The following is a 20,406-nucleotide window of genomic DNA, read 5'->3' as shown; positions in this document are numbered from 1 at the left end:
CGACCCGAAGGAGAAACACCCCATGGCGCACCACAACGTCCTCGACCGCCGACCGCTCGGGCGTACCGGGCTGAGTGTGACCTCGCTATGCATCGGTGGCGGGCCGATCGGTTCGATGCCTGGAAACTTCGGCTACGAGACGCCGGCAGAACGTGGCGTAGCAACGGCTCGCGCCGCCATGGACGGACCGGTCAATTTCCTCGACACCTCGAACAGCTACTCGGCAGGTGAGAGCGAACGCCGGATCGGTGTCGCGATCGCTGAACGCGGCGGTCTGCCCGAAGACTTCGCGCTCGCCACCAAACTGGACCGAGACCTGGAGTCCGGGGACTTCAGCGCCGAACGGATGTACCGGTCGGCGAAGGAGAGTCAGGAACGGCTAGGCCTGGACCGGTTCGACCTGCTCCACCTGCACGACCCGGAACACATCGGCTTCGAGGCCGCGATGGCACCCGGCGGACCAGTCGACGCGCTGCTCGAACTGAAGGAGCGGGGCGTCGCTGCGCATATCGGAGTCGCCGGCGGACCGGTGGGGATGCTGCGTCAGTTCGTGGAGACCGGTGCTTTCGACGTCGTGCTCACCCATAACCGTTGGACCCTGGTCGACCGGTCCGCCGACGAGCTCATCGACAGCGCGGTCCAGCACGGCGTTGCAGTCCTGAATGCGGCCGTGTTCGGCGGCGGAGTGCTCGCTCGCGGGATGAGTAGTGCCGGTGCGCGTTATGGCTACCGGGACGCGGAGCCTCGGGTCGTGGCGGCGATCGAGGCGATCGAGCGACTTGCTGCCGAGTTCGAGGTACCGCTGCCCGCAGCCGCTATCCAGTTCTCGGTTCGGGACCCGCGGATCACCTCGACCGTGCTCGGAGTGTCGCGGCCGGAGCGGATCGACAGCTCCGTGGCCCTGAGCACCCAGGACATCCCCGAGGAGTTCTGGTCGCAGATCGCAGACCTGGCCGCACCCGAAGACACCTGGCTGTGGTGAACGCACCGGCTCGCATCGCCGTCATCGGTGCCGGCTGGCGGGCAAGTTACGCACTCCGGGTCGCTCACGCCCGCCCGGACCTGGTGCAGATCACCTGCGTCTACGCACGCTCCGCCGAGTCGGCTGAACGGGTCCGCGCCCAGTGGGGGGTGCCGGTGCGTACCGACCTGACCGAGGCGCTCGGAACCGGGGATCCGGAGGCAGCATTCGTCTGTGTGCCGCGGGAGGCGGTCGCAGGGCTCGCCATTCAGATCCGCGACGCCGGCACACCGATGCTCCTGGAGACTCCGCCGGCAGCGGACCGCGATGCCTTGTTCCGGATCTACGGCGAGCTGCGCGGCCACCAGGTGCAGGTGTCCGAGCAGTACCAGTTTCAACCCCAGCACGCGGCACGGCTCGCCATCGCACACTCTGGCCTGCTCGGGAAGGTCGGTTCTGCTTCAGTGTCCGTCGCTCACGACTACCACGCGGTCTCGATGCTGAGGCTCCTCCTCAGCGTCGGCTTCGAAGACGTCACGATCGAGGCCCGCACCGAGAGGGACAACGTCCGGTCGGTACGCACCCGAGACAGCTGGCGGGACGAGCCGGTCCTGATCGAACAGGAGGTTCTCAGTGGTCGGCTCAGCTGGTCCGAACGCACCGGTCACTATGCGTTCGGCTCCGAGCAGTACGTGTCACCGCTGCGCACCCGGCACATGTGGGTACGTGGCACCGATGGCGAGATCGTCGATGACGTCGTTTCCCACTATGTGGCCCCCGGCCAGGTCGCGCGGACCATCCTGGATCGGGACGAGACTGGTCGTGATGGTGACCTGGAAGGCGCCCATCTCCGGCACATCCGGCTCGGCCCGGACCTGCTCGCGGAGAACCGGTTTGCTCCGGCTCGTCTCTCCGATGACGAGATTGCGCTCGGCGAGTGCCTGCTGCGCACCGTGGAGCACGTGCGCGGAGGATCGGCGTTCTACCCGTTGGCGGATGCGTGCGAAGACGCCTACCTGGCACTGCTCCTGCACGAGGCGGCCCGGACCGGATCGAGCGTCCGGGCGCAGCCTCGACCCTGGCAGTCCGAGACCAGCGTCGCTCAGCGCTCGGGGAACTGCCCCTCGTCCCGGATGCGCTGATTGAGCTCAGCCAGGTAGAGGTCCTCGTCGAAGTCGATCGGGACCTCCTTGCCGAGCCAGGCGGAGAGGTGGATGGCGTTCGCCAACCGGACCCCAGCGATACCGTCCGCTCCGGGCGCGAGGAGAGGTTCGCCGTCGAGAATGTGCGCGGCGAAGTTGCGCAGCACCTCCCCGTGCTGAGAGCCCCAGGCGGAGTCGAAGGAGACTTCCTCGCTCTGCTGGTACTGCTCCAGGTGCATCTCACCGCGGAACATCTTGCGCACGTCCTCCGGCGTGATGCTCGCGGAGATTTCCCGCTCGTCCTTGGACAGCCGGGTCACCGTGGCGACCTTGGAACCATCGACGACGATCTTGCCCTTGTCACCGAGGATCTCGAACCGGTCGGTGCCGATCAGGTCGTGGGTGGCGGTGATGAACACCCCGGTCACGCCGTCGCCGTAGTCCACCACGGCGGTCACCTCGTCCTCCACCGCGATATCCCGGCGGAACCCGAACGCGGCCTTGGCGAACACCGACTTCGGCACGCCACAGATCCACTGCCACAGGTCGAGCTGGTGCGGCGCCTGGTTCACCAGGACACCACCGCCCTCACCACCCCAGGTGGCCCGCCAGCCGGACTGCTCGTAGTAGCCCTGCGGCCGCCACCAGGTGGTGATGGTCCAGCTGCTGCGCCGGATCGCACCGATCTCACCGGCGTCGACGATCTCCTTGATCCGGCGGTACAGCGGGTTGGTGCGCTGGTTGAACATGATCGCGAAGGTCAGTTCCGGCTTCGCCTCGGCCGCCTCGATCAGCTCCCGGACCTGCCGGGTGAACACCGCCGCCGGCTTCTCCACCAGCACGTGCAGCCCGGCGTCGAGGGCCGCGATCGCCACGGCCGGGTGGTCGTAGTGCGGCAGCGTGGTGACCACCGCATCCACCTCACCGCCGGCGATCAGCTCCTCGTGACCGGAGTACACCGGGGTGCCGGAGTACTCCTGCGCGATCACCGCGCGCCGGTCGGAGTTCCGGTCGGCGATCGCGCCGAGCGTCATCCCCGGGATCTCCCCGTCGGCAATCATCCGTGCATACACCGAACCCTGGGCTCCGTAGCCCACGATTCCCAACCTGACCGCATCTGGCACTGCGCGTCCCTCCTGACGATGAGATCCCCCGAGCGTAGAGGGCCGCCCTCGGCCTGCCCCCTGGTTGCCGGAAGTTGCCGACCCTGGCCTCGGCGACGGAATCCGATTCGCGGTGATATCCACCACCCACCGCGGAGTGGATGCAAGGATGGGCACATGATCGTAGTGACCACGAACGAGATCCCGGGCTACCGCATCGAGGCTGTGATGGGCGAAGTCATGGGCATGACAGTCCGCTCGGCGAACTTCGGGCAGAACTTCACCGCGAGCTTCCGCGCTTTCGGCGGTGGTGAAGTGACCGAGTACACCAAGCTCGTCTACGAGAGCCGCCAGGAAGTGATGAACCGAATGACCACCGAGGCGCAGCGCCGCGGTGCGAACGCCGTGATCGGGATGCGCTTCGACACCGGCGACATCGCGCAGGCGTTCTCCGAGGTCTGTGCCTACGGCACCGCGGTGCACGTGGTGCCGCTCGGTGAGGACGAAGAGGGCCACACTCCGCAGTCCGCGCAGTTCGCCCAAGGCGGCAGCACCGCGTCGCAGGGCCCGGCGATCTCCCAGCCGGCCACTCCCCCGCCGGCCGCTGGCTACGACGCACAGGTGCCCCAGCCGCCGCAAGGCCAGCAGCCCCCGCCGCCCCCGCAGGGGCAGCCCGGGTACGGGCAGCAGCCTCCGCAGGGTCAGCCTGGGTACGGGCAGCAGCCCCCGCCACCGCCGGGATACGGTCAGCCCCCGCAGGGCGGGTACCCGCAGTAGTCGCGCCGCGCTCGTCGCCTCGAGCGCTTCAGGCCTGCCTGGGCTGCTCGCGCGGGCGGATCCGCACGTTCGGCAGCACGGGGGCCGGCAATGGTTCGCCCGGGTCGTCCTGAGGTAACCCGTACGACGGCGGAGCTACCGGCGCGTTCGCGCCGCCGGCCTCGTTGGACTGCTCGGGGGCGACCTCGCCGGGCTGCGCGGTCTCGCCGGGCTGCGCGGTCTCGTCGGGCTGCGCGGTCTCGTCGGGCTGCTCCGGGCGGCCGATCTGGTCCTGCCAGGCAGCGCGGAACGCCACGATCTCCTCGTGGCTGCGGCCGACGAAGTTCCACCACATCACGATCTTCTCCTCGAACGGTTCGCCGCCGAAGAGGAGCACCCGTGCCGCTTGGTCACCGGCAGTGAGCCGGAGCTGGTCCTGCCCCGCCGGCCGGTACCCGAGGTGTCCGGCTGGCACCGGCGTCTGGTCCACGCTCACCTCGCCGGTGTCCACCAGCACACCGTGCTCGAAGCCGTTGTCCACCGGCACCGTCAGGGAGCAGCCCGGTTCCAGCCGCACCTCGGCGCCCAGCATCGGGGTGGCGGTGGCGATCGGCGAGCTGTCTCCCAGAGTGCTGCCGAGGAACACCTGCGCCGACCAGCCCCGGCCGGTCAGCACCGGCGGGGCGTAGTGGTCGAACCGGCGAGGCCCGAACCTGGCCCGCTCCGGCAGGGCGAACCACAGCTGCACCCCGTGCAGCACATCGGTATCAGCGGTGGACCGCTCCGAGTGGGAGATGCCGGCCCCGGCCGTCATCAGGGACAGCTGGCCGGGCGCCACCCGGGCCAGGTGGTCGGCGCTGTCGGCGTGCGTGATCGACCCGGAGAACAACCAGCTGACCGTGGCCAGCCCGGTGTGCGGGTGGGGCGGCACATCCATCCCCCCGGTGCTGGCCACCTCGTCCGGACCGAAATGGTCCAAGAAGCACCAGGCGCCGATCAGGGACAGCGCCCGCTGCGGCAGGGTGCGCCGCACGGTCATCGCCCGCGGTCCACCCAGCGGCACCTCGCGCGGGGTGAGGATACGAACGGTGACGTCCGAGGCCGAGGCGGGTGCGCCGTCGTCGGCAGCACAAACCATCTCCGCCGGTTTCGTCTCGACGTTGCTCACCGACGCCTCACACCCCTGCGACCTGCTGCAGCACCGGCACTTGGCTGAGCGAGACGTCCTTGGTGGCGGTGACCAGGGTGACCTCACCCTGGCGGGCGAGATCGCGCAGCTCGTCCAGCGCCCCGGCGGCCGGGTCCTCCTTCAGCTCGGCGCGGTACCGCGTGGCGAACTCCTTGTTCTTGTCCGGGTCGTGGCCGTACCACTTCCGCAGCTCGTCACTGGGTGCCACGTCTTTGAGCCAGTGACCTACCCGTGGGTCCTCCTTGCGGATGCCCCGGGGCCAGACCCGGTCCACCAGGACCCGGGTGCCGTCGTCGTCGCTTACCTCGTCATAGACACGTCCACTCCGCATCTGCCCATCATCACCCAGGAGCGATCTGGCCGCCTCCGCGCGGTTCTCGGCGCACAGCGAGCAGCACCGCGGCGACCAGACACGCTCCGGCGACCACCAGCAGAGCGACCAGGTAGGAGAACCCGGTAGCCAGGGCGCCCACCACTGCCGAGCCCAGCCCGGTACCGGAGTCGAAACCGATGTTCCACGCGGTACTAGCCAGGCGGGAGTTGGCCGGCCCGGCACGTTCGAACGCGTGCACCAGGGTCAGGCTCTGCAGTCCGCCGTAGGCGAGCCCCACCAGTGCCGCACCGAGGAGGATCCTCGCGATCGCGCCCACCCCGAGGCCCGGCAGGGCGGTGCCGATCAGCACCAGCCCGGCGGCAGCAGCCGAGAGCAGCGGCCAGGTGAGACCGCCGGAGCCGCGAGAGTCCACCAGCGAGCCGATCCACCAGCGGCTCACCGTGGCCACGGTGAGCAACACGAACAGGCCCGCCAGAGCGAGGGTGGCGTTGGTGAGCATCTGCGGGAGGAAGGTGAGCAGGGCGCCACCGGAACTGGTGGCCAGCAGCAGAATGACCACCGGCGGTACCAGCACCAGCACCAGAGCCATCGACGGACGGCTGCTGTGCGGGGCACCGGCTGTGCTCGCCGGATCAGCCGAACCCCCCGCAGCGCCCCTGCGGGCATCCTGGCTGTTCAGGGTGCGAGCCAGCAGCAGGGCACCGGGCACACCGAGCACCGGCAGAGCGCCGAGCACGAACACCACGGCGAACCCGGCCTGCTCGGCAAGCCAGGGGGCACCGGTCATGGTGAGGATCTGCGGTGCGGAGATCGCGAACCCGTAAGCCCCCACGGCGCGACCTCGCATCAGCGGCGGGGCGAGCTCGGCGATCGCCGCGGAGCCGCACACGGTCAGCACGCCGAAGCCCAGGCCGCGGACGGCGGAGAGCAGCATCAGCCACCACAGATCGGCGCTGAGCAGAAACAGGAACGACGGCAGGCCCAGGGCCAGCAGGCCGATGGTCAGGGTCGCGGCCCAGCCCAGCCGCCGCAACGACCACGGGATCATCGTCTGGGTGAGCACCGTGGCCAGCATCAGCACACCGTTGATCGCACCGGCCCCGGCCGCGTCCGCCCCGGCCCGCACGGCCCACATCGGCACGGTCGCGAACAGCATCCCGAAGCCGGCGAAGCTCACCGCACTCATCGCCGCGACAGCACCCATCCCGGGCAGACGCCAGACCGATCCGCTTGTCACAGAACCGGTCTACCATCAGCGAGATGGAGAACTCGACTTTGTCCGAGCAGGACCGAGGCCACCTGCGTCACTGCGTGGCACTGGCGCAGCAGGCTCTCGACGCTGGGGACGAACCGTTTGGTTCGGTGCTCGTGGACGGAAGCGGCGCCGTCGTACGGGCGGACCGGAACCGCATCGCCAGTGGCGACCCCACGGCGCATCCCGAGCTGGCCCTGGCCCAGTGGGCGATCGCCCACCTGAGCCCGCAGGTCCGGGCGCGGGCCACCGTCTACACCTCCGGTGAGCACTGCCCGATGTGTGCAGCGGCGCACGCCTGGGCCGGGCTGGGCAGGATCGTCTACGCCGCAAGCTCGGCGCAGCTGGGCCAGTGGTTGGACAGCTGGGGCGTGGCGGCGCCGCCCGTGCGAGGATTGCCGATCACCACCGTCGCGCCTTCTGCAGACGTGGCCGGGCCGGACGAGCAGCTGGCGGACGAGGTCCGCCTGCTGCACGCGCGCCGTCACGGCATCGACGCGAGCGAGGGCCCCCAGCACTGAGAGGTTCCGTGTCGCGCGTTCCTGGCTCCCGTTCGCCCGCGCAGCGTCAGGTGGGTATCGGGCTGGCTCTGGTGGGGATCCTGCTGATCGGGGCGAACCTGCGGGCGTCGTTGACGGCGGTCGGCCCGTTGATCGGGGACATCCGGGCGGATCTTTCGATGACCTCGATGGTCGCCTCGGCGCTGGTCGGGCTGCCGCTGCTGTGTTTCGCGGCGTTCTCGCCGGTCGCGCCGCGGATAGCCGTGCGGTTCGGCCTGGAGCGCACCCTGGGGGCTGCGCTGCTGATCCTGGCCGCCGGGATCGTGACTCGGTCGGTGCCCTGGCTGCCGGCGCTGTGGCTGGGCACGGTGCTGCTCGGGCTGGCGATCGCACTGGCGAACGTGCTGCTGCCCTCACTGCTGAAGCGGGACTTCCCACTGGACGCGGGGCGGTACACCGGTGCCTACTCTGCCGTGCAGTCGGTGTTCGCCGCGCTCGGCGCCGGCGTGGCTGTGCCGCTGGCCGGGCTGACCGACTCGACCTGGCGGCTGGCGCTGGGGGTCTGGGCCGGGCTGGCACTGATCGCGTTCGCCGTGTTCAGTCCGCGGCTGCGCGGGGGCGTCTCGGTGAAGGCCCTGGCCACGGGCCCGGCCGGGCCCGGTACGGACGCCGCCCCGGCACCACAACCGGTCGAGAACTTCTCGCCCTGGCGCTCGCCCACCGCCTGGCTGATCACGGTGGCGATGGGCACGCAATCGACGCTCTACTACGTGGTGATCACCTGGTGGCCGGAGATCGAGCAGGCGCAGGGCATCAGCGCGAGCGCTGCCGGCATCCACGTGAGCGTGCTGCAGCTGTGCGGCATCATCGGCAACCTGACCACCGCTGCGGTGCTCCAGCGCTGGCAGCGCGACCAGCGCGGTCTGATCGCCGTCCTGGTGCCGCTGAACGTGACCGGGCTCGTGGGGATGCTGCTGCTACCGTCCTGGGCCCTGCTCTGGTCGATGCTGCTCGGGATGGCACTCGGCTCGTGGATCGTGTTCTGCCTGGCTTCGTTCAGTCTGCGTACCCGCAACCATCGGCATGCAGCCTCGCTGTCCGGAATGGCGCAGTCCTTCGGCTACCTGCTCGCAGCGCTCGGCCCGTTCCTGCTCGGCGCGCTCCACGACGCCACCGGCAGCTGGACCGGCCCACTGGTGGTGCTGCTCTGCCTGCAGGTGGTGCAGCTGGTCTCCGCCTACGGGGCCGCGCGGCCCGGGGTGCTCTGAGCAGGCGCGCGGCTACTCGATCGTGGCGATCAGGCTGCCCTGGGCCACCTCCACCCCTTCTGCCACCTGCAAGGTGATCACCCCACTCTGCGGCGGGTAGACCTCGGCGTCGACCTTGTCCACCGCCACCTCGGCGATCAGGGTTGACGTGGTCACCTCGTCCCCGGAGGCCACGTACCAGGTGGCCACCACCCCGGTGCCTTCGTCCCCGTCGGACATCTGCGGGAACCGCACCTCGGCCATCAGGACACCGCCTCGCGCACGGCGAGCTCGATTCGCGCCGGGGTGGGCAGCACCGCATACTCCAAGTCGCGGGCGTACGGCAGCGGGACGTCCGGTACGCACACCCGGGCGGCGTAGGAGCACAGCGTCGGATCGGCGATGGTCATCGAGGCGATCACCTCACCGGAGAGCCCGAAGGACTCATAGTCCTCGTCCACCACGATCAGCCGCCTGGTCTTGGCCACCGACGCCTGGATCGTCTCCCGGTCCAACGGGACCACACTGCGCAGGTCGATCACCTCGACGTCGATACCTTCGCCAGCCAGGTTCTCCGCCACATCCAGGGCGTGGTGCACGGACAGGGAGAGGGTGACGATCGTGACGTCCTTGCCCTCCCGGGCCACCCGAGCCTTGCCGATCGGGACCTCGTACCTCTGCTGTGGCACCGGTCCGATCGAACGAGGATTCTTCTTCATCCACGGCAGCCCCATCACCCCCTTGTGGAACATGTACACCACCGGGTCGTCAGAGCGGATCGCGGCCGTCATCAGACCCTTGGCGTCATAGGGAGTGGAGGGCACCACCACTTTCATTCCCGGCAGGTGCGCGAACGTGCCCCACAGCGACTGAGAGTGCTGGCCACCGTCGGAGTATCCGCCGCCGGTCGCGGTCATCAGCACCATCGGTACCCGCACATTGCCACCGGAGAAGAAATGGATCTTCGCCATGTGGTTGTAGATCTGGTCCATGCAGACACCGAAGAAGTCCACGAACATCAGCTCGATGATCGGGCGCATCCCCTCCACTGCTGCCCCGATGCCCATCCCGATGAAGGCAGTCTCCGAGATCGGCGTGTCCCGGATGCGCCCGGGGCCGAACTCGTCGATCAGCCCGGTGGTGGAGGAGAAGATGCCGCCGTAGGAGCCGACGTCCTCCCCCATCACGAACACGTCGTCGCTGGTGCGCATCTCCCCCGCGATCGCCTCCTGGATCGCCTTGGCGGTGGAGAGCTTGCGGGTACCGGGATCGGGTTCGGCTGCGATCCCTGCCTCATCCAGGGTGGTCATGACCGTGCTCCTTCCACAAAGACGTAGTCGAGTGCATCTGCGGCGGCCGGCACCGGGGACTCCTTCGCATAAGCGATGGCATCGGCCACCCGGCCGCCGGCCGCCTCCCTGATCCGGGCATCGTCGGCGGGAGTGAGCACCTCCGCTGCCAGGAGCTCGTCCCGGTAGACCGGGATCGGGTCCTGATCGGCCACCACGTCCAGACCGGGCCGATAGGCCTGGGCGTCTCCCTCGAAGTGACCCCACAGACGCAGCGTGTGCACCTCCAGCAACGTTGGTCCTCCTCCTTCCCGGGCGCGTTCGACCGCAAGGCCCGCCGCCTCCCAGACCTCCTCGACGGCGTTGCCCTCCACCCGGGCGCCGGGCATCCCGTAGGCGGCCGCACGTTCGGCATTGGAGGGCACCGACGTGGACGCATCCCGGGGTACCGAGATGCCCCAGTCGTTGTCCTCGATCACGAACACCACCGGCAGCTTCCACAGTGCAGCGAGGTTGAGCGCCTCGTGGAACGCCCCCTGGTTCGCGGCCCCCTCACCGGCCACCGCGACCGCCACCCGGTCGCTGCCGCGCTGCTGGAACGCGAAGCCCTGGCCGAGCGCCGGCGGTAGCCCCTCGGCCACGATCCCGGAGCAGGAGAAGTGGGTGGCCGGGTCGAACAGATGCATATGCCCACCCCGGCCTCTGCCCAGTCCGGTGGTGCGGCCGAAGATCTCTGCGGTCATCGGGCGCAGATCCACCCCGTGCGCGATCGCCAGATGGTGCGGGCGGTGCGCAGCGGTCACCGCATCATCAGCGCTGAGGTGAGCGCAGATCCCGGCGGCAACCGGCTCCTGCCCGGCGGACAGGTGCATCTCCCCCGGGATCAGCCCCGCACCGATGTCGAACCCCGGAGACTTGTCCGCGTGATACTCGCCCAGGATGGCTTCTTCGTAGGTCCGGATCAGCACCATCGTGCGGTACAGGTCCAGGCGAACCTCTGCGGGTAGAGAAGGATGCGGCGTCATTGCGGACCTCCGTGGGGCGGTGTGCCAGGGCACTGTGCGGGTACCGGATCACCGTCCGGTGGCGTTGCCGTCACAGTAGGTCGGGCTCACCCCGCGCCACGAGCCCCTACTTTTCACATGGTGAACTGGTCGGCGCCGAGGTGCAGCGAGAGCCGTGAACCGTACGAGCTCAGCCGCGCACCGAGCGCAGAGATCTCCGCCTCGGAGGTGTGCGCCGGTACCGAGATCGCCAGTGCACCGGTGACCTCCGGCGTGATCACCGGGACCGCCAGGCAGGTGAATCCGATCGCGTACTCCTGCCGGTCCAGCGCCGTGCCCCGGATCCGTTCCAGCTGGGAGAGCAGCGTGCGCCGGTCGCTGATGGTGTGCGGGGTGAGCTCGTCCAGCCGGTGCCGGTGCACGTAGTCGATCCGGTCCACCTCGCTCAGCTCGGCGAGGATCTGCTTGCCGAGCGCTGTCGCGTGCGCGCTGTCCTGCAGGCCTACCCACAGGTCGAGGCGCGGGTTGGCCGGCGAGTCGACGATGTCCACCAGGTTGACCTCCCCGTCGTCGTAACGGGACAGGTAGGCGGTCCAGCCCAGCTCGGTGGCCACCGCCCGCAGGGTGCCGCGGACGCGGGCGAGGAACAGGCCCTCGTCATCGCCGAGACGCAGCCCCGGGAACCGGTCGCCGAGCACCACCCCGTCGACCTCGTGCACCAGGTAGCCCTCGTGCACCAGGGTGCGGACGATGTTGTAGGCGGTGCCCAGGCTCAGACCGGTGCAGCGAGCGATCACTTTGACCGGCAGCGGGCGGGACGCCTCGGCCACCAGATCCACCACGCGCAGCGCTCGCTGGACTGAGGCGATGAGCGTCTGATCGCCGTGGTGAATGTGGGTTTCGGTCATCGGTGACTCCTGCGAGTCAGGATAACCGCCGGGCCCGGTCTGCGCCCGAGATCTCAGCGCGGATCGCGGGTTCGGGCCCGCCCCACGGTCAGCGGCCGGTGAACTCCGGGTCGCGCTTGTCGGTGAATGCGCTCACTCCTTCGCGCAGGTCCTCAGTGGCCAGACTCAGCCCACCGGCGAGGCCTTCGATCAGATGCGGGGAGGCGCCCTCGAGGGAGGCAGTGATCAGCTGCTTGGCCAGCGCGTTGGCCACCGGTGCACTGGCGCGCACGTCGGTCACCCACTGCTGCACCGTCTCCTCCAGCTGCTCAGCGGGAGCGACGGCATTCACCAGACCCCAGTCGAGCGCCCGGGCCGCCTCGATCTCGTGCCTGGCGAAGATCATCTCCTTCGCCCGGGCCGCCCCGATCAGCTTCGGTAGCCGGCCGGCCCCGCCCCAGCCGGGGACGGTACCCAGGCCGGTCTCGGGGAGAGCGAGCCGGGCGCCGTCGGCAATGATCCGCAAGTCACAGGCGAGCGCCAGCTCGAGCCCGCCGCCGAAGGCGAGACCATCGATCACCGCGATCGTGGGGCAGCGTAACGCTTCCAGCGCGTTGAACACCCGGTGCCCGACCCCGATCCAGTCCCGCCACATCTGCACCGAGGTCAGCTGGGAGAACAAGGTGATGTCCGCACCGACGCAGAACACTTTCTCCCCCGCGGTGCGCACCAGCGCCACCCGGGCCTCGGAAGCCTCGACCTCGGCGACCGCACGCTCCAGATCGGTGAGCATCGTCGGGGTGAAGGCGTTCAGCTTCGCGGCCCGGTCCACCAGGATGGTGGCGACCTGTCCGGTCTCGTCCATGGACCACGTGGTGCGGCCCTCCGGCGGGGTGTTCTGGCTGGTCATCTCGGCTCCTTCTCAGCGGGCGGCAACAGGCTCGGCGGTGCTGGCGGCCTGCAGCCGGGGGTGTCGTCCGCGCGGGGTCAGGTCGAGGGTGATCGGGCCGAGGGCGAACAGGTTCGCGTCCATCACCTGCACATCCGGGTCCACGAGGAGCTCGAAATCACTGCGGTCGAGCACGTCCCGCTGCAGGTCCACGCCGGGCGCGACCTCGGTGACGGTGAGGCCCTCCGGCCGCAGCTCCAGCACACAGCGTTCGGTCACGTACTTCACCTTCTGCCCGCGCGCCAGCGCCTGCTGGCCATTGAAGGTGATCTGGGTGACCTCGTTCACCAGCTTGGTGTGCGCGCCGTCGGAACGGATGTCCACTCCGGACCCGGTCAGCTCGATCTCTCGCCGGCCGGCGGTGAACGAACCCACGAAGACGATCTCCGGGGCGTGCGCGGTGATGTCGGCGAAGCCACCCACGCCGGCGGTCACGTGCCGGCGGCCCGGCAGGTAGTGCACGTTGACGTTGCCGGTGGCGTCGATCTGCAGGAAGGACAGCAAGGTGCGGTCGAAGCCGCCGCCCTGCAGCAGGGTGAACTGGTCAGCACTTTGCATGATCGCGTCCGGGTTCTGCGAGCAGCCGAAGGCGAAGTCCAGCAGCGGGATCCCACCGACAGCGCCCTGCTCCAGCACCCAGGAGACCTCGGAGCCGTGCCCTTCCTCGTTCAGCACGTGCGGCACCAGGGCGGAGACGCCGAAACCCAGGTTGACCGTGTCGCCGTCATGCAGCTCCGTGGCGGCGCGGCGGGCGATGATCTTCTCCAGGGAGAACTCGATCGGGTCCAGCTCGCCGGCCGGGCGCCGGAGCTGGCCGGAGATCGTCGGGTCGTATGCGGTGGCGGTCGCCTGCATCTGGTTCTCGTCCACCACGACGGCGTCCACCAGGATTCCGGGGATGCGCACCTTCTGCGGGTCCAGGCTGCCGCCGGAGGCCACCCGCTTCACCTGCGCGATCACCAGCCCGCCGTTGTTGTGCGCAGCATAGGCCAGGTCGAGGGCGCCCAGCGGCGAGCCCTCCTCCTCGAAGGTCAGGTTGCCGTACTCGTCCGCTGTGGTGGCACGCACGATCGCCACGTTCGGCACCAGGCAGGAGAAGTACAGCCACTCCTTGCCACCGGCCTCGCTCACGCTGACGAAGTCCGCCGGGGTGGTCTCGTTCATCCGGCCGCCCTGCTGGCGAGGGTCGATGAACGTGCCGGTGCCGACGTCGGTGAGGATGCCGGGCTGGTGTGCGGCCGCCGCGCGGTGCAGCTGGAACAGGACCCCGGAGGGGAAGTTGTAGGCGTGCACCTGCTCGTCGACGATCATCTGCCAGATCTTCGGCGGCTCCACCGAGGACGGACCGGACGGGTAGGACCCGGCGACCACCCGGCGCAGCAGTCCGGGCCGGGCGAGGTGGTCGATCCCGGGCATGCCGTACATGTCCCCGGCAGCGATCGGGTGCACAGTGGTCAGGTCGCGCGGAGAGGACGTCTCGGCGAACCGCTGGCCGATCCCGGCCAGCGTCGCGTCCGGGCAGTTCAGGCCGGAGGAGGAGCTGACCGTGATGACGTCGCCGTCGGCGATCAGGTCGGCCGCCTCGCGCGGGCTGAGGAACTTCACTTTCTGCATGGCGGGGGCCTCCGTCTTCGCCGACCTGGATAATCCCTCCACCGTAACAAAGGTTAGATCGATCTACCGTTCAGTTGCCGGAAGTTTCCACCCGGTCGCACGCTGGCTGCGAGATCGATCTATGGAGCCGGGAGCTCAGCGCAGGTGTGCGAGCACGATGCCCACCGGGATGCTCACCGCAAGCAGCACCAACAAGCCCAGGTAGGCCCGGCCGAGCAGCCGGCGCCACCGCCCGGGACGAGGGGCGGGTGCGCCGAGGGGCCCCACGGTGCCGAGGATGGCGAGCAGCAGAGCGAGGACGAGCAGCACACTGCCCGCGTCCACTCCGATCAGCACACCGGTGAGCGTGCCGACGATCACCAGGGCATTGCCCACGTTCCACGCCGCCACCTGCACCCACGCGCTGCGCACCGGTACTGCCCGGCCGAGTTCGCCGGGAACCCAGCCGAGGGCGAGCTGCGCCACTCCCCCGACCAGCACCAGATAGGCGGCCACCCAGCTGCCGCGTTCCAGCCCGAGCGGCCCGGTCACGGCCGCAACCAGCCCGCCGGCCACGATGCAGGAGTAGCCGATCAGGATCGAGGCCCACGACGGCGCTGCTCTCCGGGCACCGGTGCGTTCACCGGAGGAGGTGGTCGGGCTGGTCATCGACCGGTGAGTACGGTCAGCAGCACTGCCGCGTCCTCCAGGGCGACCAGATCGTGCCGGACGTCCGGGATGATCAGGTGGTCCCCGGCCGAACCCTCCCAGGTCTGCTCCCCCGCGGTCAGTCGCACCCGGCCGACCAGTACCTGCAACGTGGCCTCGCGGGGGCTCTCGTGCTCGCCGAGCCCGTGCCCAGCGGCGAGGGCCATCACCGCCTGCCGGAGCATCCGACCCTGGCCGCCGACCACCGTCTGCGTGCTCCGGCCGCTGCCGGCGGCCCGTGCTGTGGCTACCTGGGTTGCGGCGACCTCGGTGAGGTTCTCGGCCTGCATCATGACTTCTCCTGGGTGCTGGTGCTGGTGCTGGCGGCGGTGCTGGTGCTGGTGCTGGCGGCGGTGCTGGTGCTGGCGCTGGCGCTGGCGCTCAAGTGCACCAGGCAGCGATCGGGCTCGACGAACGGCTCCAGCGCCTCGGCGTGCACCGGGGCGCCCCAGGCTTCGAGGGCACCGCGCATCAGACCCAGGTGCACCGGGCAGACGATCTCCTGGTGGCCGGCGGCCAGCTCCAGGAACGGGCAGTGCCGCACCGCCAGCGGCGCGAGGGCCGGCGGCCGGCCGTGGCTACCCGAGGCGGCCACAGCGGTAGGCGCCTGCGCGTGCTCGCGGTGCGGTCCGCCGTCGTGCTCCGGAGCGAAACCGAAGGTGTCCAACAGGTGCACGAGCTGCTCGACCGCCTCCTCCACTCCGGCGATCGGGTCAGCCGCCGTGGCGGCTGTTCGCCGACCCCAGGCCCGGCCGGCCTCGATGGCCCGTGCCGTGCCGTCCGGCTCACTGCGCAGCGCCTCGGTGAGGATGCCGGCAAGGAGCTGGTAGTGGCGGGGCCCGCCGGGATCCATCCCGCGCACCGCCCGGAACGCCTGCGCCGGGCGGCCGGGCCCGGAGCTGGCCAGTTCGGCGCGCTCCACCTGTCCGGCGGCGATCAGCGACTCCAGGTGGAACCGCACGGTGTTCTTGTGCACCCCGAGCTGCTCAGCGATCTCCGCACTGGTCAGCGGCCGGTGCGCCTCGGTGAGCACGCGCAGCACACCCTGCCGGCGCGAAGCGACCGGAGGAGTCGTCGCATCCGGGGTGGGGGCTCTCACCGGGGTCTCCGGTCTGAGCACTGCGATGCCCGGCTCCGCCAGCCCTCGTTCCTCGCGCTACCTCCGCGCGGGCTCCTCGCGCTCATCCAGCAACCTCACCTTGCGGCGGCACTGAGGCCACCAGCGGGGTGTCCACACCGAGCGCGCCGAGCTTGGCGGCGCCGCCGGGTGAGTTCAACGGCTCGGAGCGGCCGGGCAGGATCGTGGAGAAGAACGCGTCGTTATCGGCGAGGTAGGGCTCCAGCTCCCCGGGCAGGTCGTCCTCGTAGTAGATCGCCTCGACCGGGCAGACCGGTTCGCAGGCGCCACAGTCCACGCACTCGTCCGGGTGGATGTACAGCATCCGCTGGCCCTCGTAGATGCAGTCCACGGGGCACTCGTCGATACAGGACCTGTCGAGCACATCGACGCAGGGTTGGCCGATCACGTACGTCATGACCTAGAGTTTACACAATCCCACCTTGTGCAAACTAGAGGGCTTCTCTGCCGCACTGAACCCGACCGACCCGGAGGAACGATGGCGTCCGAACTCACCGACGGCGTGCTGGACGTGCGCGGGATGCGCAAACCGGACAAGCATCCGACGATCTTCGCCGCCTACGACGTCCTGGCCGTGGCCGAGTCGTTCGTGCTCGTCAACGACCATGACCCGAAGCATCTGCACGAGGAGTTCGACCGGGACTACGGTCCGGGCTACGGCTGGGAGTACCTCAGCCGGGAGCTGCGCGACTGGCGGATCCGGATCACCAAGCTCGCCTCGACGCCGCTGCCACGGCAGTTGGCCGATACCGGCGGGATCGCCGACGACGCGCCGGAGACCGGCGGGGCGGTGTTCTCGTTGCGGATGCGCGAGCGCGACCTGGACTCGAACGTGATCGCGCTGGCGCCGGGAGGGGCGATCGCCGAGCACTGGGGACCGGATGTGGACGTGCTCATCCACGTGATCGCGGGTTCCGGCCGGCTGGAGACCGAGACCGGGGCGATCGACCTTGCCGCCGGTGGCCTGCTCTGGCTGCCGAAACGCTCCCGGCGGGCGTTCCAGGCCGGATCCGAGGGACTGCGCTACCTCACCGTGCACCGCAAACGGGAGCCGTTGGTGCTGCACACCTCCCGGCCGCCGGGGGCGCAGTAGGCGGGGTCAGCCCAACGCCGGATGCCAGTCGGTCGGCACCGGTGAGCCGGCCGGGTAGTCGGTCATCGGCACCGCTTTGGAGCGCCAGGCCGCGAGTACCTCGTCGGTGATCCGCCAGCACTCCTCGGCCGCGTCGCCACGCACGGAGAGCATCACTTCACCGTCCAGGATCGCGGCGAGCACTTCGCCGTAGGCCTCCAGCTCGGCATGCCGGAGGTCGGTGCGCAGCACGCTCTGTTCCAGGGCGAGCGGGTCGGCCGCGGTGTTCGTGGTCAGGTGCAGTTCCATCACGTCCGGGCTGAGGCTGATGATCAGCCGGTCCTTGGGATCGGCGCCGGCGAACCCGGCGGGCAGGTGGCGCACGTCGGCAAAGGTGATCACCACATGCTTGCGGGTCTCGCCGAGGGCCTTGCCGGAGCGGAGCGTGATCGGTACCCCGGCCCAGCGCTGGTTCGCCACCTCCACGGTGACCTGGGCCATCGTCTCGGTGTCCCGATTCGCATCGACGCCGTCCTCGTCCAGATAGTCCGGCACCGACCGGCCGGAGATTGTGCCGGCGGTGTAGCGGCCGCGGTGGCTGGCAGCAGCCGGGTCGTCGCCCCACAGGCGGGTGGCGCGCAGCACTGCCGACTTCGCATCCCGTACCTCCCGGTCGCTGATCTCGGCGGGCGGTTCCATCGTCACCACCGCCATCACCTGCAGCAGGTGGGACTGGATCATGTCCACCAGGGCGCCGGCGTGGTCGTAGTAGCCGGCGCGGTTCTCCAGTGCCAGCTGTTCGTCGTAGGCGATCTCGATGCTCTCGATGTGCTCCGCGCTCCACACCGCCTGCAGCATCCGGTTCGCGAACCGCAGGGCCATGATGTCCACCACGGACGACTTGCCGAGGAAGTGATCCACTCGGTGCACGCGCTCGTCCGGGACGAGCCGGGCAACGATCTTGTTCAGCTCCCGGGCACTGGCCTGATCGTGGCCGAACGGTTTCTCCATCGCCAGGTGCAGACACTCCGGCAGGTCCAGGTTGAGCATCGCCCGGCAGGCGCGCTCGGTCACCGACGGCGGCAGCGCGAAGTAGGCCACCAGCCGCTCGCTGCCGGAGAGCTCCGCGATCACCGCACCGAGCGCCTCGGGGTCGGTGACGTCGATCGGGTAGTAGGAGGTCTGCGCACGGACCCGGTCCACCACATCCGCGACACAGCCACCCTCGGCGAGTGCTGTCCCCATCCGGTCGGCGAACTCCTGCGTGCTGAGCTCGGCGCGGTCCGCACCGACGATCCGCACCGGGCGGTGCGGCTCTCGTTCCAGGAGCGAACCGATCCCGGGCAGCAGCAGGCGCCGAGTCAGGTCCCCGGAGGCGCCGAGGATGAGCAGCGTGGTGTCGGTCATCGAGACTCCTCCGGGTCGACGGCGGGGTGCAGGTCGTGCTCGCTCGGCTCGTGGTTCTGGATCGCTGCCTGGAGCGCGTCGGCTGCGCGGACCAGGCCGAGGTGGCTGAACGCCTGCGGGAAGTTGCCCATCTGCCGGTCTCCGGCGGGGTCGTACTCCTCGGCGAGCAGCCCGACATGGTTGGTCAGGCCGACCAGACGGTCCATCAGCGCCGTGGCGTCATCGATCCGCCCGGTGTGGGCGTACTGCTCCACCAGCCAGAACGAGCAGACCAGGAACGGGTACTCGTGCCCGGACAGCCCGTCGGTGCCGGTGGTGGTCCGGTAGCGCAACAGCAGCCCGTCCTGCTTCAGCTCGCGCTCGATCTGCGCCACGGTCGCGAGCATGCGGGGGTCGTCGTAGTCGATGAACCCGGTCTGCGGAATCTGCAGCAGCGAGGCGTCCACCTCGGTGTTGTCGTACGTCTGGGTGAAGCCGCCGGTCTCGGCGTTCACGCCTTCGCTGAGGATCTCCGCACGCAGCCGGTCGCGTAGCTGGGCCCACTGCTCTGCCGGTCCGTCCAGGCCGGTGTCGGTGACCGCGCGCACGCCCCGGTCCAGAGCCGCCCACATCATCACCCGCGAGTGGGTGAAGTAGTGCGGGTCGCCGCGCATCTCCCACAGGCCCTGGTCCTTGCTGTCTGCGTGCCGGGTGACGTAGCGGAGCATGCTGCGCTGCAGCGGCCAGGAGAAGTCATCCTCCTCCAGTCCGGCGTCTCGGATCTTGGCCAGGGCGATCAGCACCTCGCCCACCACGTCGGCCTGGAACTGGGTGACAGCCCCGTTGCCGATGCGTACCGGCCGGGAGTCCAGGTGGCCGGGCAGATGGTCCAGCGTGCGTTCGTCCAACCAGCGCTCTCCGCCCACGCCGTACATGATCTGCAGGTCCTCAGGGTCGCCCGCCACCGCCCGCAGCAGCCAGTTGCGCCAGTGCAGCGCGGTCTCGGTGCGCCCGTGCAGCAGCAGTGCCTCCAGGGTGAGCGCCGAGTCGCGCAACCAGCAGTACCGGTAGTCCCAGTTGCGTACCCCGCCCGGGTCCTCCGGCAGCGAGGTGGTCGGTGCCGCCACGATGCCGCCGGTCTCGGCGTGGGTGAGCGCACGCAGCACCAGCAGCGATCGGTGCTCCGCCTCGGACCAGCGGCCGGCCACGCTGATCTGCTTGCTCCAGTCCTGCCAGTAGCTGCGGGTGCGGGTGAGCGCCTCGGTGACGTCCAGCGGCTCCGGATCCTCGGCGTGCGAGGGCACCCAGGTGAGCACCCACTCATGGGTCTGTCCCTCGGTCAGATCGAAGGACCCGGTGTGGCAGTTGTCCCCCGCTTCCAGCGAGGGGCCGCGAAGCACGTACGCGTCCGGACCGGCGATCGCCCGCAGGAACGGGTCCTCGCCGTCCATCCGGTGCACCCACGGCAGGGCACTGGCGTACTCCGGGCGCAGCCGCAGATCGTGTTCGATGCGCACGTGCCCGGACAGGCAGCGGACCTGGCGGACCAGGTCGGCGCGGTCGTCGGCGATCGGCATGAACTCGATCACCTCCGCTTCCCCGGTGGCGGTGCGCCAGAGCGTGCGGAGCACGAAGGTTCCGGGCTCGTAGTGCTGGTCCGTCACGGTCCCCTCAGCCGCGGCCATCAGCCAGCGGCCGTGTTCCTCGGTGCCCAGGATCGCGGCGAACACAGCAGCGGAGTCGAACCGGGGCAGGCAGAGCCAGTCGATGCTGCCGTGGCGCGAGACCAGCGGCCCGGTGTGCAGGTCGGCCAGCAGGGCGTAGTCGCCGATCGGAGTGCTCACACGGTCCAGGTTGGCACAACACCGCCCCGCTCACAGGTCGACACCTGCTCGG

The 20,406-nt window shown here is 69.7% G+C and carries 22 protein-coding genes; 6 read left to right on the top strand and 16 right to left on the bottom strand.

What is annotated here, in order from left to right; all coding sequences use genetic code 11:
- The first annotated feature begins 22 nt into the window (after positions 1 to 22).
- Together FU260_RS09620 and FU260_RS09615 are read left to right on the top strand one after the other, a co-directional pair.
- Positions 23 to 982 carry an aldo/keto reductase gene (locus FU260_RS09620; RefSeq protein ID WP_147916859.1) on the top strand — a complete coding sequence of 320 codons (960 nt, stop codon included), beginning with the start codon at positions 23 to 25 and terminating at the stop codon, positions 980 to 982.
- Complete coding sequence (locus FU260_RS09615; RefSeq protein ID WP_168211717.1) at positions 976 to 2,103, top strand: Gfo/Idh/MocA family protein; 1,128 nt, start codon at positions 976 to 978, stop codon at positions 2,101 to 2,103. The genes FU260_RS09620 and FU260_RS09615 overlap by 7 nt, the downstream gene beginning before the upstream one ends.
- Here the strand turns inward: FU260_RS09615 and FU260_RS09610 are convergent.
- Positions 2,064 to 3,176, bottom strand: a complete 1,113-nt coding sequence (locus FU260_RS09610) for a Gfo/Idh/MocA family protein (RefSeq protein WP_235912179.1) — start codon at positions 3,174 to 3,176, stop codon at positions 2,064 to 2,066. The two genes, FU260_RS09615 and FU260_RS09610, sit on opposite strands and share 40 nt — an antisense overlap.
- Before the next feature lie 207 nt (positions 3,177 to 3,383).
- Here FU260_RS09610 and FU260_RS09605 point away from each other — a divergent pair, with 207 nt between their 5' ends.
- On the top strand, positions 3,384 to 3,983 hold the full coding sequence (locus FU260_RS09605) for a YbjQ family protein (RefSeq protein WP_147916856.1): 600 nt from the start codon (positions 3,384 to 3,386) through the stop codon (positions 3,981 to 3,983).
- A 28-nt stretch (positions 3,984 to 4,011) separates the two neighbouring features.
- Here FU260_RS09605 and FU260_RS09600 read toward each other — a convergent pair whose 3' ends face one another.
- The 3 genes from FU260_RS09600 to FU260_RS09590 are packed head-to-tail and all read right to left on the bottom strand — an operon-like array spanning position 4,012 to position 6,722.
- Positions 4,012 to 5,130, bottom strand: a complete 1,119-nt coding sequence (locus tag FU260_RS09600; RefSeq protein ID WP_147916855.1) for a pirin family protein — start codon at positions 5,128 to 5,130, stop codon at positions 4,012 to 4,014.
- Positions 5,131 to 5,137: 7 nt separating this feature from the next.
- Positions 5,138 to 5,482, bottom strand: coding sequence for a DUF488 domain-containing protein (locus FU260_RS09595; protein WP_147916854.1), 345 nt, complete (start codon positions 5,480 to 5,482; stop codon positions 5,138 to 5,140).
- A 10-nt stretch (positions 5,483 to 5,492) separates the two neighbouring features.
- Complete coding sequence (locus tag FU260_RS09590) at positions 5,493 to 6,722, bottom strand: MFS transporter (protein WP_147916853.1); 1,230 nt, start codon at positions 6,720 to 6,722, stop codon at positions 5,493 to 5,495.
- A 23-nt stretch (positions 6,723 to 6,745) separates the two neighbouring features.
- On the opposite strand from FU260_RS09590, the gene FU260_RS09585 reads away from it, so the two are divergent.
- Complete coding sequence (locus FU260_RS09585) at positions 6,746 to 7,258, top strand: nucleoside deaminase (RefSeq protein WP_147916852.1); 513 nt, start codon at positions 6,746 to 6,748, stop codon at positions 7,256 to 7,258.
- 8 nt (positions 7,259 to 7,266) lie between these two features.
- A complete protein-coding gene (locus FU260_RS09580) occupies positions 7,267 to 8,505 on the top strand; it encodes a CynX/NimT family MFS transporter (RefSeq protein WP_147916851.1) in 1,239 nt (412 codons plus the stop codon).
- Positions 8,506 to 8,517: 12 nt separating this feature from the next.
- Here the strand turns inward: FU260_RS09580 and FU260_RS09575 are convergent, their stop codons facing one another.
- From FU260_RS09575 to fdxA, 10 genes are all read right to left on the bottom strand, one after another.
- Positions 8,518 to 8,748 carry a biotin/lipoyl-containing protein gene (locus FU260_RS09575; RefSeq protein WP_147916850.1) on the bottom strand — a complete coding sequence of 77 codons (231 nt, stop codon included), beginning with the start codon at positions 8,746 to 8,748 and terminating at the stop codon, positions 8,518 to 8,520.
- A complete protein-coding gene (locus FU260_RS09570) occupies positions 8,748 to 9,794 on the bottom strand; it encodes an alpha-ketoacid dehydrogenase subunit beta (RefSeq protein ID WP_147916849.1) in 1,047 nt (348 codons plus the stop codon). The genes FU260_RS09575 and FU260_RS09570 overlap by 1 nt, the downstream gene beginning before the upstream one ends.
- A complete protein-coding gene (locus FU260_RS09565) occupies positions 9,791 to 10,798 on the bottom strand; it encodes a thiamine pyrophosphate-dependent dehydrogenase E1 component subunit alpha (protein WP_147916848.1) in 1,008 nt (335 codons plus the stop codon). Before FU260_RS09565 ends, FU260_RS09570 begins: the two co-directional genes overlap by 4 nt.
- A gap of 113 nt (positions 10,799 to 10,911) precedes the next feature.
- Positions 10,912 to 11,685, bottom strand: a complete 774-nt coding sequence (locus tag FU260_RS09560; protein ID WP_147916847.1) for an IclR family transcriptional regulator — start codon at positions 11,683 to 11,685, stop codon at positions 10,912 to 10,914.
- A gap of 88 nt (positions 11,686 to 11,773) precedes the next feature.
- Positions 11,774 to 12,574, bottom strand: coding sequence for an enoyl-CoA hydratase/isomerase family protein (locus FU260_RS09555; protein ID WP_147916846.1), 801 nt, complete (start codon positions 12,572 to 12,574; stop codon positions 11,774 to 11,776).
- Positions 12,575 to 12,586: 12 nt separating this feature from the next.
- Complete coding sequence (locus FU260_RS09550) at positions 12,587 to 14,227, bottom strand: acyl CoA:acetate/3-ketoacid CoA transferase (RefSeq protein ID WP_147916845.1); 1,641 nt, start codon at positions 14,225 to 14,227, stop codon at positions 12,587 to 12,589.
- Between the two features lie 135 nt (positions 14,228 to 14,362).
- Positions 14,363 to 14,875, bottom strand: a complete 513-nt coding sequence (locus FU260_RS09545; RefSeq protein ID WP_210418236.1) for a hypothetical protein — start codon at positions 14,873 to 14,875, stop codon at positions 14,363 to 14,365.
- Positions 14,872 to 15,207 (bottom strand): cupin domain-containing protein, encoded by a 336-nt coding sequence (locus tag FU260_RS09540; protein ID WP_328592990.1) that lies wholly within the window; start codon positions 15,205 to 15,207, stop codon positions 14,872 to 14,874. The genes FU260_RS09545 and FU260_RS09540 overlap by 4 nt, the downstream gene beginning before the upstream one ends.
- The gene (locus FU260_RS09535; RefSeq protein ID WP_147916844.1) at positions 15,204 to 16,013 is read right to left on the bottom strand and encodes a helix-turn-helix transcriptional regulator; all 810 of its coding nucleotides are present in this window, start codon (positions 16,011 to 16,013) and stop codon (positions 15,204 to 15,206) included. Before FU260_RS09535 ends, FU260_RS09540 begins: the two co-directional genes overlap by 4 nt.
- A gap of 82 nt (positions 16,014 to 16,095) precedes the next feature.
- The gene (gene fdxA / locus FU260_RS09530) at positions 16,096 to 16,449 is read right to left on the bottom strand and encodes a ferredoxin (protein ID WP_147916843.1); all 354 of its coding nucleotides are present in this window, start codon (positions 16,447 to 16,449) and stop codon (positions 16,096 to 16,098) included.
- 81 nt (positions 16,450 to 16,530) lie between these two features.
- On the opposite strand from fdxA, the gene FU260_RS09525 reads away from it, so the two are divergent.
- Positions 16,531 to 17,145, top strand: coding sequence for a DUF2249 domain-containing protein (locus tag FU260_RS09525; RefSeq protein ID WP_147916842.1), 615 nt, complete (start codon positions 16,531 to 16,533; stop codon positions 17,143 to 17,145).
- Between the two features lie 6 nt (positions 17,146 to 17,151).
- Here FU260_RS09525 and FU260_RS09520 read toward each other — a convergent pair whose 3' ends face one another.
- Both FU260_RS09520 and FU260_RS09515 read right to left on the bottom strand, forming a co-directional pair.
- Positions 17,152 to 18,531, bottom strand: coding sequence for a glucose-6-phosphate dehydrogenase (locus FU260_RS09520; protein WP_147916841.1), 1,380 nt, complete (start codon positions 18,529 to 18,531; stop codon positions 17,152 to 17,154).
- Positions 18,528 to 20,354: a glycoside hydrolase family 15 protein gene (locus FU260_RS09515; RefSeq protein WP_147916840.1), complete on the bottom strand. Its 1,827-nt coding sequence runs from the start codon at positions 20,352 to 20,354 to the stop codon at positions 18,528 to 18,530. Before FU260_RS09515 ends, FU260_RS09520 begins: the two co-directional genes overlap by 4 nt.
- Between the last annotated feature and the right edge of the window lie 52 nt (positions 20,355 to 20,406).

The sequence above is a fragment of the Ruania zhangjianzhongii genome (genome assembly GCF_008000995.1).
GTDB classification, from domain to species: Bacteria; Actinomycetota; Actinomycetes; order Actinomycetales; family Beutenbergiaceae; genus Ruania; species Ruania zhangjianzhongii.
This window is presented reverse-complemented; position numbering and strand designations above follow the sequence as displayed.

Coding starts and splice junctions, on each gene's coding strand:
- FU260_RS09620 (WP_147916859.1), top strand. CDS start 23: ATGGCGCACCACAACGTCCTCGACCGCCGACCGCTCGGGCGTACCGGG.
- FU260_RS09605 (WP_147916856.1), top strand. CDS start 3,384: ATGATCGTAGTGACCACGAACGAGATCCCGGGCTACCGCATCGAGGCT.
- FU260_RS09595 (WP_147916854.1), bottom strand. CDS start 5,482: ATGCGGAGTGGACGTGTCTATGACGAGGTAAGCGACGACGACGGCACC.
- FU260_RS09585 (WP_147916852.1), top strand. CDS start 6,746: ATGGAGAACTCGACTTTGTCCGAGCAGGACCGAGGCCACCTGCGTCAC.
- FU260_RS09575 (WP_147916850.1), bottom strand. CDS start 8,748: ATGGCCGAGGTGCGGTTCCCGCAGATGTCCGACGGGGACGAAGGCACC.
- FU260_RS09570 (WP_147916849.1), bottom strand. CDS start 9,794: ATGACCACCCTGGATGAGGCAGGGATCGCAGCCGAACCCGATCCCGGT.
- FU260_RS09565 (WP_147916848.1), bottom strand. CDS start 10,798: ATGACGCCGCATCCTTCTCTACCCGCAGAGGTTCGCCTGGACCTGTAC.
- FU260_RS09560 (WP_147916847.1), bottom strand. CDS start 11,685: ATGACCGAAACCCACATTCACCACGGCGATCAGACGCTCATCGCCTCA.
- FU260_RS09555 (WP_147916846.1), bottom strand. CDS start 12,574: ATGACCAGCCAGAACACCCCGCCGGAGGGCCGCACCACGTGGTCCATG.
- FU260_RS09550 (WP_147916845.1), bottom strand. CDS start 14,227: ATGCAGAAAGTGAAGTTCCTCAGCCCGCGCGAGGCGGCCGACCTGATC.
- FU260_RS09545 (WP_210418236.1), bottom strand. CDS start 14,875: ATGACCAGCCCGACCACCTCCTCCGGTGAACGCACCGGTGCCCGGAGA.
- FU260_RS09540 (WP_328592990.1), bottom strand. CDS start 15,207: ATGATGCAGGCCGAGAACCTCACCGAGGTCGCCGCAACCCAGGTAGCC.
- fdxA (WP_147916843.1), bottom strand. CDS start 16,449: ATGACGTACGTGATCGGCCAACCCTGCGTCGATGTGCTCGACAGGTCC.
- FU260_RS09525 (WP_147916842.1), top strand. CDS start 16,531: ATGGCGTCCGAACTCACCGACGGCGTGCTGGACGTGCGCGGGATGCGC.
- FU260_RS09520 (WP_147916841.1), bottom strand. CDS start 18,531: ATGACCGACACCACGCTGCTCATCCTCGGCGCCTCCGGGGACCTGACT.